Source organism: Pseudonocardia sp. (assembly GCF_025965585.1).
GTDB lineage: Bacteria > Actinomycetota > Actinomycetes > Mycobacteriales > Pseudonocardiaceae > Pseudonocardia.
In genome coordinates this window covers 1-13,982 of sequence record NZ_JAOPWR010000051.1, presented here as the reverse complement: position 1 = coordinate 13,982, position 13,982 = coordinate 1, and the positions used below count along the sequence as shown (strand labels likewise).

15 protein-coding genes are annotated in these 13,982 nt (G+C 69.7%); 10 read left to right on the top strand and 5 right to left on the bottom strand.

The window, feature by feature from the left end; all coding sequences use genetic code 11:
• The first annotated feature begins 33 nt into the window (after positions 1 to 33).
• Complete coding sequence (locus JWR81_RS02860; protein ID WP_297646247.1) at positions 34 to 1,098, top strand: IS630 family transposase; 1,065 nt, start codon at positions 34 to 36, stop codon at positions 1,096 to 1,098.
• Positions 1,099 to 1,195: 97 nt separating this feature from the next.
• On the opposite strand, the gene JWR81_RS02855 is transcribed toward JWR81_RS02860, so the two are convergent.
• Together JWR81_RS02855 and JWR81_RS02850 are read right to left on the bottom strand one after the other, a co-directional pair.
• Positions 1,196 to 1,468, bottom strand: coding sequence for a transposase family protein (locus JWR81_RS02855; RefSeq protein ID WP_297646241.1), 273 nt, complete (start codon positions 1,466 to 1,468; stop codon positions 1,196 to 1,198).
• A gap of 242 nt (positions 1,469 to 1,710) precedes the next feature.
• Complete coding sequence (locus tag JWR81_RS02850; protein ID WP_297646239.1) at positions 1,711 to 2,763, bottom strand: alpha/beta hydrolase; 1,053 nt, start codon at positions 2,761 to 2,763, stop codon at positions 1,711 to 1,713.
• A gap of 264 nt (positions 2,764 to 3,027) precedes the next feature.
• Between JWR81_RS02850 and JWR81_RS02845 the strand changes: the two genes are divergently transcribed.
• Positions 3,028 to 3,609 carry a TetR/AcrR family transcriptional regulator gene (locus tag JWR81_RS02845; protein ID WP_297646237.1) on the top strand — a complete coding sequence of 194 codons (582 nt, stop codon included), beginning with the start codon at positions 3,028 to 3,030 and terminating at the stop codon, positions 3,607 to 3,609.
• Between the two features lie 11 nt (positions 3,610 to 3,620).
• Here the strand turns inward: JWR81_RS02845 and JWR81_RS02840 are convergent, their stop codons facing one another.
• The gene (locus JWR81_RS02840) at positions 3,621 to 4,397 is read right to left on the bottom strand and encodes an SDR family NAD(P)-dependent oxidoreductase (RefSeq protein WP_297646235.1); all 777 of its coding nucleotides are present in this window, start codon (positions 4,395 to 4,397) and stop codon (positions 3,621 to 3,623) included.
• A 115-nt stretch (positions 4,398 to 4,512) separates the two neighbouring features.
• On the opposite strand from JWR81_RS02840, the gene JWR81_RS02835 reads away from it, so the two are divergent.
• Positions 4,513 to 6,192 carry a class I adenylate-forming enzyme family protein gene (locus JWR81_RS02835; RefSeq protein ID WP_297646233.1) on the top strand — a complete coding sequence of 560 codons (1,680 nt, stop codon included), beginning with the start codon at positions 4,513 to 4,515 and terminating at the stop codon, positions 6,190 to 6,192.
• 5 nt (positions 6,193 to 6,197) lie between these two features.
• The gene (locus JWR81_RS02830) at positions 6,198 to 7,445 is read left to right on the top strand and encodes a cytochrome P450 (RefSeq protein ID WP_297646231.1); all 1,248 of its coding nucleotides are present in this window, start codon (positions 6,198 to 6,200) and stop codon (positions 7,443 to 7,445) included.
• Between the two features lie 23 nt (positions 7,446 to 7,468).
• Here JWR81_RS02830 and JWR81_RS02825 read toward each other — a convergent pair whose 3' ends face one another.
• Positions 7,469 to 7,786 (bottom strand): hypothetical protein, encoded by a 318-nt coding sequence (locus JWR81_RS02825; protein ID WP_297646229.1) that lies wholly within the window; start codon positions 7,784 to 7,786, stop codon positions 7,469 to 7,471.
• 415 nt (positions 7,787 to 8,201) lie between these two features.
• On the opposite strand from JWR81_RS02825, the gene JWR81_RS02820 reads away from it, so the two are divergent.
• The 6 genes from JWR81_RS02820 to JWR81_RS02795 are packed head-to-tail and all read left to right on the top strand — an operon-like array spanning position 8,202 to position 13,114.
• The gene (locus tag JWR81_RS02820) at positions 8,202 to 8,591 is read left to right on the top strand and encodes a ferredoxin (protein ID WP_297646245.1); all 390 of its coding nucleotides are present in this window, start codon (positions 8,202 to 8,204) and stop codon (positions 8,589 to 8,591) included.
• 13 nt (positions 8,592 to 8,604) lie between these two features.
• Complete coding sequence (locus JWR81_RS02815; RefSeq protein WP_297646227.1) at positions 8,605 to 9,402, top strand: SDR family NAD(P)-dependent oxidoreductase; 798 nt, start codon at positions 8,605 to 8,607, stop codon at positions 9,400 to 9,402.
• Positions 9,403 to 9,449: 47 nt separating this feature from the next.
• Positions 9,450 to 10,295: an enoyl-CoA hydratase/isomerase family protein gene (locus JWR81_RS02810; RefSeq protein WP_297646225.1), complete on the top strand. Its 846-nt coding sequence runs from the start codon at positions 9,450 to 9,452 to the stop codon at positions 10,293 to 10,295.
• 52 nt (positions 10,296 to 10,347) lie between these two features.
• Positions 10,348 to 11,529: a thiolase family protein gene (locus tag JWR81_RS02805; RefSeq protein WP_297646223.1), complete on the top strand. Its 1,182-nt coding sequence runs from the start codon at positions 10,348 to 10,350 to the stop codon at positions 11,527 to 11,529.
• Positions 11,526 to 12,311, top strand: coding sequence for a crotonase/enoyl-CoA hydratase family protein (locus JWR81_RS02800; protein WP_297646221.1), 786 nt, complete (start codon positions 11,526 to 11,528; stop codon positions 12,309 to 12,311). The genes JWR81_RS02805 and JWR81_RS02800 overlap by 4 nt, the downstream gene beginning before the upstream one ends.
• A complete protein-coding gene (locus tag JWR81_RS02795) occupies positions 12,308 to 13,114 on the top strand; it encodes an enoyl-CoA hydratase-related protein (RefSeq protein ID WP_297646219.1) in 807 nt (268 codons plus the stop codon). Before JWR81_RS02800 ends, JWR81_RS02795 begins: the two co-directional genes overlap by 4 nt.
• A gap of 127 nt (positions 13,115 to 13,241) precedes the next feature.
• Here the strand turns inward: JWR81_RS02795 and JWR81_RS02790 are convergent, their stop codons facing one another.
• Positions 13,242 to 13,502 carry a transposase gene (locus JWR81_RS02790; RefSeq protein WP_297646244.1) on the bottom strand — a complete coding sequence of 87 codons (261 nt, stop codon included), beginning with the start codon at positions 13,500 to 13,502 and terminating at the stop codon, positions 13,242 to 13,244.
• Positions 13,503 to 13,982: the final 480 nt, after the last annotated feature.

Sequence of the window (13,982 nt, the reverse complement as noted above, 5' to 3'; positions counted from 1 at the left end):
CGGCACCGGTTCACGGGATCATGGCTTGTGGCGTTGACTGTGACCGTGGACGTGCCGCCGCGGGATCGCGAGGTGCTGGAGTCGTGGCTGCGGGCGCCGTCGGTGGCGGCGGGGCTGGCCCGGCGGGCGCGGATCGTGTTGCTGGCCGCGGACGGGGTGCCGGTCAAGGACATCGTCGAGCGGGTCGGGGTCTCGAAGCCGACGGTGATCGGCTGGAAGAAGCGGTACGCCGCGGAGGGTCTGGGCGGTCTGGCGGATCGCCCCAAGCCGGGTCGCCGGCCGATCATCGACGAGGTCGCCGTGGTGCTGGCGACCCTGGAACCGCCGCCCGAGCGGCTCGGGGTCACGCACTGGTCTTCACGGTTGCTGGCCGGTGAGCTCGGGATCTCGCACGTCTGGGTCGGCAAGATCTGGCGACGCTGGGGCCTGCAACCGTGGCGGGCGGAGACGTTCAAGTTCTCCACCGATCCGGAGCTCGAGGCGAAGGTCCGCGATGTCGTCGGGCTGTACCTGAACCCGCCGGACAAGGCCGTCGTGCTGTGCGTGGATGAGAAGTCGCAGGTCCAGGCGTTGAATCGGACCGCGCCGATCCTGCCGATGCGCCCGGGGATCCCGGAGAAGCAGACCCACGACTACGTCCGCCACGGCACCACCACCTTGTTCGCCGCGTTGGAGGTGGCCACCGGGCGGGTCGAGCAGGCCTGCCTCCCGCGGCACCGCCACCAGGAGTTCCTGATATTCCTCAAGCAGGTCGCGAAGGCCTACCCGCGCCGGAAGCTGCACCTGGTCGTGGACAACTACGCCACCCACAAGCACCCCGCGGTGAAGGCATGGCTGGCGCGTAACCCCAGGATCACGCTGCACTTCACCCCGACCTCGGGGTCGTGGCTGAACATGGTCGAGATCTTCTTCGGGATCATCACCCGCCAGGCCATCCGCCGCGGCAGTTACGGCAGCGTCAAGGACCTGATCGGCGCCATCGGCCGGTTCATCGACGGCTGGAACGACCGCTGCCGTCCGTTCGTCTGGACCAGGACCGCCGACGATCTACTCGGCCACTGCCGCCCAGGTCAACGAACCTCGTTTACGCGACACTAGGAATGGGGTCCGCGACCACGGTCCGCCGCGAATGGTTGCGGATGTTCGTGCGCGGAAGACCGCGGCGGGGGCGTAGCAGTTCAATGAGGTGATCCCATCAAGAATTGCGTAGCTGGACTTGTTCGATATGTGTGAGGACGAGTGCGGCTTTGACATGGTCGCCGATTCTGCGGGGGCTGGCGGTGACCCGTCGCAGCGCTCGCCAGCGGCCGGTCAGTAGGGCGAAGCCACGTTCCCCGCGGCAGCGGACCGAGCGCAGCAGCGTGTTGTAGGCGTGGTTGGCCGGGGTGAGGACCTGGCCGTGGCGGGCTGCTTGATCGAGGTGTGGATGTCCGCGGGTTCGGCGCTCGGCGCGCAACAGCTTCGCCACCTCCCGGACAGCTCACGGGAACGTCGAGCACGGCACGATAGGCGATCAGGTGGGGTCCCCTGCCTGGTCGATCTTGTGGTGAGAACTCCTTGTCGAGGACCCCACTTCCTCAGCTACAAGCGTCTGGATTGCCCGTTATGGGCGTGTCGCCCAGGAAGTCCTACCAATCTGACTGAGATCACCTCAGTGGCGCGTCGAAGGCGAGAGAGGTTGGATACCAGGCATCGTCGCGGAGGTGAACCTCATGCGGCCGTACCGAATCTTCTCGTAATCCAGTTGTCGGCCTCGGTGAAGAACAGGGGCGCGGTGCGGGCGAGATTGATGTCGTGGCCTGCGTTCGGAACGACAAAGGCGTCGAATTCCGGCGCTGCCGCGAAACGCACCCTCTCGAACTGCTCGACCATGGCGGCGCCGGTGCAATGCTGCGTGCCGCACAGAAAGGGAAAATCGTAGCGGCCGATGGCCAGCAGGACGGGCGCGGTGATCAGGTTCGACTCCACGCCGCTCTGCGGGACGGGGAACGTAGCCAGCTCCGACGCCGTGATCACGTCCTTGGTGGCCTCGTCGGCCGCCAGGACCTCGGGTTCGAAGGTTCCCGGCGCGTAGAAGTTCAGCTCACGGCCGCCGGCCGGGGTGGTGAGGTCGCCGAGCGGGCGGTTCTGGATGTATGGGGAGCCGCCCTGCACCAGCTGGGTCGGCACGACCACCCGTGCGGTGGCGGTGTTCGTGACAAACAGCGGGTTCACGTAGTGGCTGAAGCCAGTGACGATCAGGCCGTCGACGTCGTGGTAGCTCGCCGCCTCATCGATGGTGATGATGGATCCCAAGGAGTGGCCGACGGTCACGACGTTGCGGAACGGCGTTCCGGTGTCTGCGCCACTGCGCAGTGCTGTGACGACCTGGTGCAGCGTCGCTGCGTCCAGTTCGACGGTGACCGCCGCCGGTGGAAGCGTCGAGCTCGCTCCCGTGTTGAGCCGGTCCATCGCGAACACGGCATAACCCCGCGCGGTCGCGGCGTCGACGTAGGAGTACTGCGAGATCGGGAAGTCCCAGTAGGTGCGGTTGTACGTAGCACCCGGCACGAGGATCTGAAGCACCGACGGCACCGGACCATCGGGCAGGCACAGCTCGCCGGCGATGTGCTGGTCCGCGGGCAGGCCCGGCGCGACGGAGACCGGTATCTCGTACTCGTGGCAGCCTGCTCCCGGTGCTGCGGCAGCGGGGGCCGCCACGGCCAGTCCTCCGGCCGTACAGGCAGCGAGCACGATGACGACGGATCGCAACCAGTGGCGCATCGGATCTCCTGGCGAACGCGTGACGAAACGGGAGCGGGGGAGCTGCGAAACGGAGCCCGTGCGAACCGAGGAATGCTCGCCGAGCCTACGGCCGGGAGCGGGCGTCGGTCTCCGTTTCATTTAACCGTCGTTTAGTTCGACGGAAAGTAGGGCAGCCGATCACGATTGTCAAGTTGGCGCGCGTGACGCCTGTGGGCCGTCGCCTGGGGTGTGCCGGCGCACGTACGTCCGTCCGCAGCGGTCGCAGGACATACTCTGGGCGGCGTGAAGCGGAGAGACCAAATTCTCGACGCCGCCGCGGAGCTGTTCGCGCGGCACGGCTACCAGGCGGTGGGAATCGACGACATCGGCGCCGCCGTCGGAGTGTCGGGGCCTGCGCTCTACTACTACTTCTCCGGCAAGGAGCAGCTGCTCGCGGAGCTCCTGCTGCCGCGTAGCGAGCGGCTCCTCGCCGAGGCCAGGACCCTGGTGTCGGCGGCTGCCGACCCGGTCTCGACGCTCCGTGTGCTGGTGCAGTTCCACATCGACTTCGTGCTGGACCACCCGACGCTGAGCACGGTGCACGACCGGGAGCTGCGCAACCTCACCGCGTCGCAGCAGCACGAGGTGCGCCGCCTCATGAGCGAGTACGTCTCCGCGTGGGCCACGCTCATCCGCGCTGCTGCCCCTGATGTCGATGCGACGGTGGCGCGCGCCGCGGTGCAGGCCACTTTCGCAATGATCAACAGCACCCCGAGCCTCCGCTGGGACCGGACGTCGGCGGAGCTGGGCGAGTTCCTGCGGGTCATGGCGCTCTCGGCGCTGAGCGGGCACGTCCCCGAACTCGTGGCAGGCCTTCGCCGGTAGCCCGGGGGGTGCTACCGGGGCGGCATTCGGATGGCGCCGTCCAGCCGGATGGTCTCGCCGTTCAGCATCGGGTTCTCGATGATGTGCAGCGCGAGCGAGGCGTACTCGTCGGGGACCCCGAGGCGGCGGGGGTGCGGGACCGACCCGCCGAGGGAGTCGCGGACCTGTTGGGGCACCCGGGTGAGGATCGGGGTGTCGAACAGGCCGGGCGCGATCGTGCACACGCGGATCAGCCTGCCGGCCAGGTCCCGGGCGGCTACGAGCGTGAGTCCGACGATCCCGGCCTTGGCCGACGCGTATGGGGCCTGCCCTACCTGGCCCTCCCACGCGGCTACCGACGAGGTCAGCACGCAAACGCCGCGCTCGTCGCCGACCGGCTCCGTGCGGGCCATCCGCACCGCGACCAGTCGCAGCACGTTGAAGGTGCCGATCAGGTTGACCCGCACCACGGTCTCGTAGAGATCCAACGACCCGGGGAGCCCGTCGCGGTCGACGAGTCGCACCGCACCTCCGCGACCGGCGCAGTGCACCAGCACGCGGACGGGCGCGAGGTCCTCGGCCGCGTCCAGGGCGGCGTCCACTGCATCGGGCTCCGTCACGTCGGTGGGCGCGAAGACCACGGGGGTCCCGGTCTTCTCACCGACGGTCTTGGCGATGTCGACGCCGTCCGATGTAGGGAGGTCGAGCACGACGGTCGGCGTGCCGGCGGCGGCGAGCCTTCTGACCGTGGCCAGGCCGAGACCTGACGCGCCACCCGTCACGATCGCCGATCCGGTGGTGAGTTTCATGTCCGCTGCCTCCTGGGACGTCGTGAAGCGGGACGCACTCTTGCTGTTGCCGTGGTCCCTTGCTACCTTCGTCAACACTTAACCATCGTTCAAACTGGTCGGCAAGGGAGCCGTCGTGAGCACAGATCCCACGCTGAAAGTGGTTGTTCCCGACGATTTCTCAGACGTCGGGTCGTTCCCCGGTGCTATCACGGACGAGCCTGTCCGGGAATGGCAGGAGGTGACGGCCGCGAAGCTGTCGGGCGCGCCCGTAGGGCTCCTTCAGCCCGGGGCGATCCCGCGGCGCAACGCCCTGCGGTTCCCGGAGAAGACGGCCTACGTCGTCGGTGGGGAGCGGGTGAGCTGGGCCGAGGTCGACCGTGCCACCGACGCATTGGCTCACGGATTCCGGCGGCTCGGTATCGCCACCGGTGACCACGTCGCGGTGGTGGGTGGCAACGACCTCGCCTTCGTCTACATCGAGTTCGCCCTGATGAAGGCGGGTGCGGTCGTCGTACTCGTCAGCCCGGCGCTCTCGGCGGCGCAGCTCGCCGTTCAGCTCGACCACGCCGCCGCCCGCGCGGTGGTGGCGGTCGCGAGCGTGCGCGAGCGGCTGCGTGAGGTCGAGTGCGACCTGCTGGCTGAGCTCGTTGTCACGTGGGGTAGCGACACGGCCGACGGTCCGCGGGTGGAGGACATGCTTGCCGACGGTGCCGCGGACGGTCCCTTCGAGTTCGCGGCGGTTCGCCCGGGCGACGCGGCCGTGCTGCTCTACACGTCGGGTACCACTGGAATTCCCAAGGGCGCCGTCAACACCTATTTCGACCTCACGATCAAACTGCTCACGAACTCGTTGTCTGCGGAGTACAAGGAATACGAGATCGGGCTGGTCCTCACGCCGCTGTGCATGGCCGGCACGCAGGTGCTCAGCTTCCTGCCCTACGCGATGATGGGCATGACGTGCGTGATCGCGAGCGCCTTCGAACCGGGTGAGGTGCTGCGCACCATCTCCGAGGAGCGCGTCTCGACCATGCTGGCGGTGCCGACCATGACGACGGCTCTGGTCAACCACCCGCTGGCCGGCAGCACCGAGCTGTCTTCCTTCGAGCGCCTCTACAGCGCGGGGGCGACGCTCCCGGTGGAGATCTTCCAGCGGGTCCGCAAGCTGGGGATCCGGGTCTGCGAGATCTACGGGTCGTCCGAGACGGGTGGCGGGATCGTTGCCTCCTCCGCGGAGAAGGACGCGCGGCCGACCAGCGTGGGCCGGCCCAAGGTCGGCCACGAGGTCCGCGTCGTCGACGACGACGACCGGCCGGTCCCGTGGGGCAGCACCGGCGAGATCGTGATGCGGGGCGACCCGGTGACGGCGGGGTACTTCGAGCAGCCGGAGATCCACCGCGAGTCGTTCCGGAACAACTGGTTCCACACCGGCGACATCGGCTACCAGGACGAGGACGGCTACTACTACGTCATCGACCGGAAGAAGGACATGGTCGTCAGCGGCGGCACCAACGTCTACCCGAGGGACGTCGAGGAGATCCTCTACGGCCTGCCCGGCGTGGTCGAGGCCGCCGTCGTCGGCCTCGGCCACGAACGCTGGGGCGAGGCCGTCACCGCCTTCGTCGTGCGCGCCCCGGGCGCGGCGCTGACGGCCGACGATGTCCGAGCCGCCTGCCGGGCACGCCTGGCCGCATTCCAGATGCCGAAGGAGGTCGTGTTCCTCGACGCGCTGCCGAAGACCGCGATGGGCAAGATCTCCAAAGTCGCCCTGCGCTCGGACCACCACGACCTGTACACGCGAGGCGAAGGACCCTGATCGGTATGGCACCGGAAGCCGACCCCGCCAACTTCCTCGACGCCGCGACCTGGAGCGATCCACACCCGTACTTCGCCCACCTGCGCGCCACCGAACCGGTGAGCTGGAACGAGTGGTGGAAGGGGTGGATCGTCACCCGCTTCGATGACGTCGACCACCTGCTCAAGCGCAGTCCGGAGATCTCGGCCGCGACGGTGGCTCCCGCGCTGCACAGGGCCACGCCCGAGCAGCGCAAGCTCCGCGAGGCCACCTTCCGGGTGCTCGGGTCCTGGCTGATGCTCACCGACCCGCCTGATCACACCCGGCTGCGACGGCTGGTGAACAAAGCCTTCACCCCGTCGACGGTGGCCCGGCTGCAGCCGGGGATTGAGCGCACCGTGACCGACCTGCTCGACGCCGCCGCCCATCGGGGGCGAATCGACGTCATCCGCGACTTCTCGCACCCGCTGACGCTCTCGGTGATTTCGGAGATGCTGGGCATCCCGCGCGCGGACCGGCCGCAGGTCGGCGTCTGGGCCGAGGAGATCATGCCGCTGGTCCTGGAGGGACGCTCCAGCCAGGGCCGTCGGGAGCAGGCAGAGTCGGTGATGCAGGAGATGGAGATGTACTTCCGGGGCATGGCGGGCAGCCGCAGGCGCAGCCCCGGTGAGGACCTCGTGTCGGCGCTCGCCCGTGCCGAGCACGAGGGCGGCCTGCTCTCCGAGGACGAGGTCGTCGCCACCTGCATCATGCTGATCTTCGCGGGCCAGGAGACGACGACCGGCTTCATCGCCAACTCCGTACTCGCCCTCAGCGAGTACCCCGACCAGCGGGAGCTCCTGCGCCGGGCTCCACAGCTCATGGGGAGCGCGGTCGAGGAGTTGCTCCGCTTCTGCGGCACCGCCTTCGCCATCACCCGGCTCGCCCGCACCGACTTCGTGCTGCGCGATCGGCACATCGCCGCGGGCGACAAGGTGATGCTCGTCCTCTCCGCCGCCAACCGCGATCCCGCGCGGTTCGCTGACCCGGACCGGCTCGACATCACCCGCGACACGGCCGGACACCTGGCCTTCGCCGGTGGTGTGCACTACTGCCTCGGCGGCCCGCTGGCCCGCACCGAGGCGCGGATCGGCCTCGGCATGCTGCTCGCGCGCTTCCCGGACCTGCAGGTCCCACCACAGGACCTCGAGTGGCGCCCGGTGATCGTGGGGCGCGAGCCTGCGGCGCTCGCGGTCGACCTCGGACCCGACCGCCGGTTGGAGGCGGCCGGATGAGTCACCCTCTGCCGACCTCGGGGTCAGGCGGCGTGTCCGAGGGCCCGGTTGCGGTTGCCGACGTGCACGGTTTCGTCGTAGGGCACGCCCTTGGTGAGGCAGTGCCAGTGGATCTTCAGCCGGCGGTTGCTCAGGGCGCGCAGCGCGGCGTGGGGGTTGTTTCCGGCGGCGGTTTTGCTGTCGTGGAACTCGCGGGCCCAGTGGCTGCGCTGCAGGCTGCGGAACGCCGATTGATGGACCGCGGCGCCGAGGTGGTGGTTGTGGGCCGGCCTGCGAGCGACGACGAAATCGCTCGTGCCGGGTCGGCGGGTGACCGGGGTGGAACCGGTGTAGCACTGCACACCGGCCGGGTGGTGGAACCGGTGAAATGTCGACCGATCTCTCCGTGGGGGATGAGGGCTTTGAGCGCGGCGTGCCGGTCCAGCGCCAGCAGGCGGCAGGTCTGGGCGTCCTCGGCGTCGTCCTTCTTTCCGCGCCCGACCGCGCCGGCGCGCGACCAGGGCGGGATTGACCGGCACCACGGTGAACCCCGCGTCGGTCAACGCCTCGACCAGCAGGCCGTCACGGGTCTCCAGCACGACCCGGACCTCGACCGACGGGTCGGGTTCGATCGGCGCGGCGATCCTGGCGGGTTCGTGGTCGATGCGGACCTGCTCGACCAGTCCTTTTTCCTGCGTTCCGAGGGTGATGTCGTGGAATTCTTCCGCCTAGTTGATACCGATTCCCGGCACGGGCCCTCCGTCCGCTGTGAACGTGATGCTCGGCGGGCCGGGCAAGCGCTGCGTCGTGCTGTTGAACCAGTCCTCGCGGGACTACGCCCTCCTGGACGTCGGTCCTTCGTCGGGGACCGGCAGGGGCGCCGTCTCATCACAGTCCTCACGGGACACGTGCCACGAGCGCTGCCGGCCGGGCTCCAGCGTCCGAAGGGAAGGTAGAGCCATCAGCGCCGAACGGGCTCACGTCGACCATGCGCGGTGCATGGGGACGGCGATGTGCGTGTCCCTGGCACCGGGGGCGTTCATGATCGGTGCGGGCGGGCAGGCGTCCTACGTGGCCGGAGCCGACGCCGCTTTCGAGGAGCTGGAGGAGGCGGCCGACAACTGCCCGCTCCTGGCGATCACCGTGGTCGAGGCGGCCGAGCGATGACGGGGGTGCGCGCATGGAGCTAGGGCTCGCGGGCCGCGTGGCGGTGGTCAGCGGCGGCGCCTCGAACATCGGCCGCGCCATCTCGCTCGCCCTGGCCGCGGAGGGAGCCTCCGTCGCGATCCTCGACCTCGACGCCGAGCAGGCCGAGCGAGTGGCCGGGACGGCACGGTCGTGCGGGGCGGGCGACGCACTCGCGGTCCGGGCCGACATCACCGACCCCGGGGGCCTGGCCGCGGCGGTCGCCGCGGTCACCGACGGGATGGGTCCGGTGGAGGTGCTGGTGAACAACGCCGGCTGGGCGCGCCGGTCCCGGTTCCTCGACCAGGACCCGGCCGAGTCGCTGAAGCTGATCGAGATCAACCTCATCGGCACGATGAACCTGACCAGGGCGGTGCTCCCGGCCATGGTGAAGCGCCGGTCCGGGTCGGTCGTCAGCATCGGCAGCGACGCCGGACGGATAGGGGAGAAGCAGGAGGGCGCCTACGGGGCGGCGAAGGCAGGGGTCATCTCACTGTCCAAGACGCTGGCCCGCGAGTACGGCCGGTCCGGGGTCCGCTTCAACGTCGTCTGCCCCGGCGCGACGGTGCCCGACCTGCCCGAGCACGTGAGCGGGAGCAGCCTCTGGAACCAGGAGGAATACTCCGTCTACCGCGACCCGGCGACCCAGGATGCCATCGCCCGGCACTACCCGTTGGGCCGCCTGGGCCGGCCGGAGGACGTCGCGGGTGCCGTCTGCTTCCTCGCCTCCGAGCGCGCGGCCTTCATCACCGGCCAGACCCTGAGCGTCAGCGGCGGCTACACGATGAGCTGACCGGTCCCTCTTGCCCGTTGCCCGTCCGGACCTCCTGGAGACCTGCTGTGTGGCACGACGACTTCCCCGATCTGTTGTTCGACCAGCGTGCCGACGGCGTGTTGGTGATCGTGATCAACCGGCCCGACACGCTCAACGCGACCGACGAGGTGCTGCACCGGCAGCTCGCGGACGTCTGGCGCGAGGTGTCGCGCGATCCCGCGGTCCGCGTCGCGGTCATCACCGGAGCAGGCTCGGCCTTCTCCGCGGGCGGCGACCTGCGGATGATCGAGGAGGCCGTCGGCGACTTCGCCGGCTCCGCGATGCTCATGCGCGAGGCTCGCGACCTGGTGCAGGGGCTGGTCGACTGCGAGAAGCCGATCATCTCCGCGATCAACGGGGTCGCCGTCGGCGCCGGGCTGGTCGTCGGCCTGATGGCCGACATCAGCATCATCGCCGAGGACGCCCGTTTCACCGACGGCCACCTGCGGCTGGGGGTCGCGGCGGGAGACCACGCGGCGATGCTGTGGCCGCTGCTGTGCAGCCTGGCCAAGGCCCGGTACTACCTCCTCACCTCCGAGTTCATCGACGGTCGGGAGGCCGAGCGGATCGGCCTGGTCAGCAAGTGCGTGCCGGCGGAGACGCTGATGGACGAGGCCCTGCGCGTGGCCACCAAGCTCGCCGACGGGCCGCAGATGGCACTGCGCTGGACCAAGCGCGCGCTCAACGGATGGCTCGAGCTGGGCGCGCCGATCTTCGAGGCGTCGCTCGGCTTCGAGATGTTGTCGTTCATGGGGGAGGACGCCGCCGAGGGCGTCCGCGCGCTGCGGGAGAAGCGCCGGCCGGACTTCCGCAGCAACGAGGGGCGCGCCGCGTCGCTCGAGATTCCGACGCCGGGTTCGACGCGCCGGTGAGGACCAGTCCGACGGCGCCGTCGCCGTCGCGCACGACAGGAGGACACGAACTATGACGCAGGCAGTCATCGTCGACGCGGTCAGGTCGCCGGTCGGCCGGGGCAGGCCGAACGGTGCCCTCGCCACGGTGCACCCGGTCGAGCTGCTGGCGCAGGTCCTCACCGCGCTCGTCGAGCGCAACGACCTCGACCCCGGCCTCGTCGAGGACGTCATCATCGGCTGTGTCAGCCAGGCCGGCGAGCAGGCCACCACGCCGGGACGGATGGCGTGGCTGGCCGCGGGATACCCCGTGGAGGTTCCGTCGACCACCATCGACCGCCGCTGCGGCTCCAGCCAGCAGGCCGCACACTTCGCCGCGCAGGGCGTGCTGGCCGGCGCCTACGACATCGTCATCGCGGGAGGCGTCGAGTCCATGAGCCAGGTGCCGCTGGCCTCGGCCCGGCTGGGCAAGGACACCTTCGGCCCGTCGGTCACGACCCGCTTCGCACCGGGCCTCGTCGGCCAGGGCATCTCGGCCGAGCTGGTCGCCGCGAAGTGGGGCCAGGGCCGCGAACGGCTCGACGCCTACTCCGTGCAGTCGCACGTCCGAGCGCACGACGCCGCAACCAGCGGGGTCTTCGCAGGCGAGATCACGCCGATCCGCAGACCCGACGGGCAGCTGGTCACGGCCGACGAGACCATCCGGCCCGACTCGTCGCTCGAGCGCATGGCCGAGCTACCGTCCGCGTTCCGGTCGGAGGAGATGACCGCCCGCTTCCCGGAGATCGAGTGGCGGATCACCGCCGGCAACTCCTCGTCCATCGCCGACGGCGCGAGCGCGGTGCTGATAATGAGCGAGAAGCGAGCCCAGGAGCTCGGGCTGCGCCCGCGGGCCCGCTTCCACTCCTTCGCCGTCTGCGGCGACGACCCCGTGCTCATGCTGACGGGCCCGATACCCGCCACCCAGCAGGCCCTGCGGAAGGGCCTACTGGACATCGGCGACATCGGGCACTTCGAGGTGAACGAGGCGTTTGCTCCGGTGCCGCTGATGTACGCCGCCGAGTTCGGGATCGACGAGGCCCGGCTGAACCCCCTCGGGGGGGCCATCGCACTAGGACACCCCCTCGGGTCCTCCGGAACCCGGTTGATCACGACGATGCTCAGCGGCATGGAGGCGACCGGCGAGCGCTGGGGTCTCGTGACGATGTGCGAGGGCGGCGGAATGGCCAACGCGACGATCATCGAGCGACTGTGAGCGCCGACGCGAGCCCGCCGACCGCCGAGGTAGTGGTCGAGGAGCACGGGGAGATCCTGGTCGTGTCCATCAACCGCCCGCACCGGCGCAACGCGGTCAACCGGGCCGTCTCAGAGCAGATCGCGGCCGCGCTCGACCGGCTCGATACCCGCGACGACCTCGCCGTCGGGATCCTGACCGGCAGCGGCGGCACCTTCTGCGCGGGCATGGACCTGCGGGCCTTCCTCTCCGGTGAGTCGCCGACCCTGCCCGACCGAGGATTCGCCGGCGTCACCGGCAGGCCGCCGGCCAAACCGTTGATCGCCGCGGTCGAGGGGCACGCGATCGCCGGTGGCTTCGAGATCGTCCTGGCCTGCGACCTGATCGTCGCCGCGACCGACGCCGTGTTCGGGGTGCCGGAGGTCCGCAGGGGCCTCACCCCGGCCGGTGGCGCGCTGTTCAACCTCCCGCGGCGGATCCCGTTCCACAAGGCCATGGAGATGGTGCTCACCGGTGACCTGGTGATGGCATCGCGGGCGGCCGAGTTCGGGCTGGTCAACCGGCTGGTCGAGCCCGGCACGGCGCTGCAGGAGGCGCTGGGCCTCGCCGGGGCGGTCGCACGCAACGGCCCGCTCGCCGTCGCGGCATCCAAGGCGGTGCTGCGCATTTCCCAGGACTGGCCGCTGGCCGAGGGCTTCGAACGGCAGCGGCCGTGGACCGATCCGGTCCGGGAGTCCGAGGACGCCCGCGAGGGCGCCAGAGCATTCACCGAGAAGCGCGACCCGGTGTGGCGGCGGCGGTGAGCGTCGTCGACCGCGCGCTCGTCCGTATCGAGCGGGCGGGCGCATGCCTACGCATCACGCTCGACCAGCCGGAGCGCCGCAACGCACTGAGCCCGCAGCTGCTCGACGCGCTGCTGGCCGCGGTCGAGCCGATCTCCGGCGACGACGGGATCCGCGTCGTGGTACTCACCGGCGCCGGCGGAGTGTTCAGCGTCGGTGGTGACCTGTCGCTGCGCGCCACCGGCCAGGGACTGATCACCGGTGACCCAGCCGAGTCACTGGCCCGCATCCGGCGGGCAGTGCGGGTCGTCGAGCTGCTCGTGTCCCTTCCGCAGGTGACGGTGGCCGCGATCAACGGGGCCTGTGCCGGCGCCGGGTTGTCCCTCGCAGCCGCGTGCGACTTGCGGGTGGCCAGCGAACGGGCCCGGTTCAACACCGCGTTCCTGACCGCCGGGGTCTCCGGCGATTTCGCCGGGATCTGGTCGCTGACGCGCGTCGTCGGGCCGGCCCGCGCACGGGAGCTCTTCCTCCGGCCAGGGCCCTTCGACGCGCGGCGTGCCCTGGAGCTGGGCATCGTCGGCACGACGGCCCCGGACGACGAGTTCGCCGCGAGGGTCGACGAGGTCGTCGGCGACCTCGTCGGCGCGGCGCCGCTTGCCCTGCGCGCGATGAAGGCCAACCTCGCGGACGCGGAGCTCATGTCGCTCGGCACGTACCTCGACGCCGAGTGCCGCCGCTATCTCGACACCGGTAGGAGCGCGGACAGCATCGAGGCGGCGAACGCCTACCTGGAGAAGCGGCCGCCGGCATTCCGTGGAGCGTGACGCCGGGGCCGACGAGCCAGGTGCCGTCGCTACCCAGGGGTGACGCGAGGGCGACGCGCTTCCGGTGGGAGGTCGCTCGTGTCGATCGACGTGGTTGTCTACACCGATGATGTGGTAACTATTCAGGTCACGTGGTCAGGAGTGGGTTATAGGGGTATCCGGTGACCGCGTCGCGTAGCGCGTCCATGACGTTGTCGCCGTGCTTGCGCACTGTGGAAATGTAGGCGCGGATGCGGAGCCATGTTTTCGCGATGGTTCCCGAGCGGTGGCAGTCGCTGATCATCATCTGAGTCTTGGTGGGGCGGAGGTCGCGCTCTGCCTGGTTGTTGGTGAACGGCACGCTCATTTCGTGAGCGAACAGCAGCACCTGGGCGTCGCGGTCACGCAGCGGGTGAGCTTCCCGAACCTGGTCTGGTGATCAGGTCTCGCGCACCGTCACGGCCACCGGGCTGTCCTAAGCATGTCGGCCGCGCAGCACCTGGGCTTCGAGTTCGGGTGTGTGGCGCCGGGGAGGCCGAGATCCTGCAGCCGTACCGGGTGGAGCTGACCTAACACGACGGCTTGCAACGCGATGAGTCGACGGTAGCTCAACCCAATAATGAGTTGAAGGCGCGGCCGATCATCGAGCACCCATCGCTGACACGACCCCGAGCCTGGGACCGCGAAACGCGTCTGGCGAGGGCCGTTGGCGCTTCGGCCGCTGCTCACCGTGTCGTCCGCGTCTATGACGCGGCACACCTCCGGGGTCGGTATGCGCGGCGCTTCCCGGCGACGAGTGTGAGCAACCGTATCTGCCGCCGATGCACTACCGCGACGGCGACCGGTTCGAGACCGCCTACCGCGTGACCGTGGATCTCCGCTGCACCGG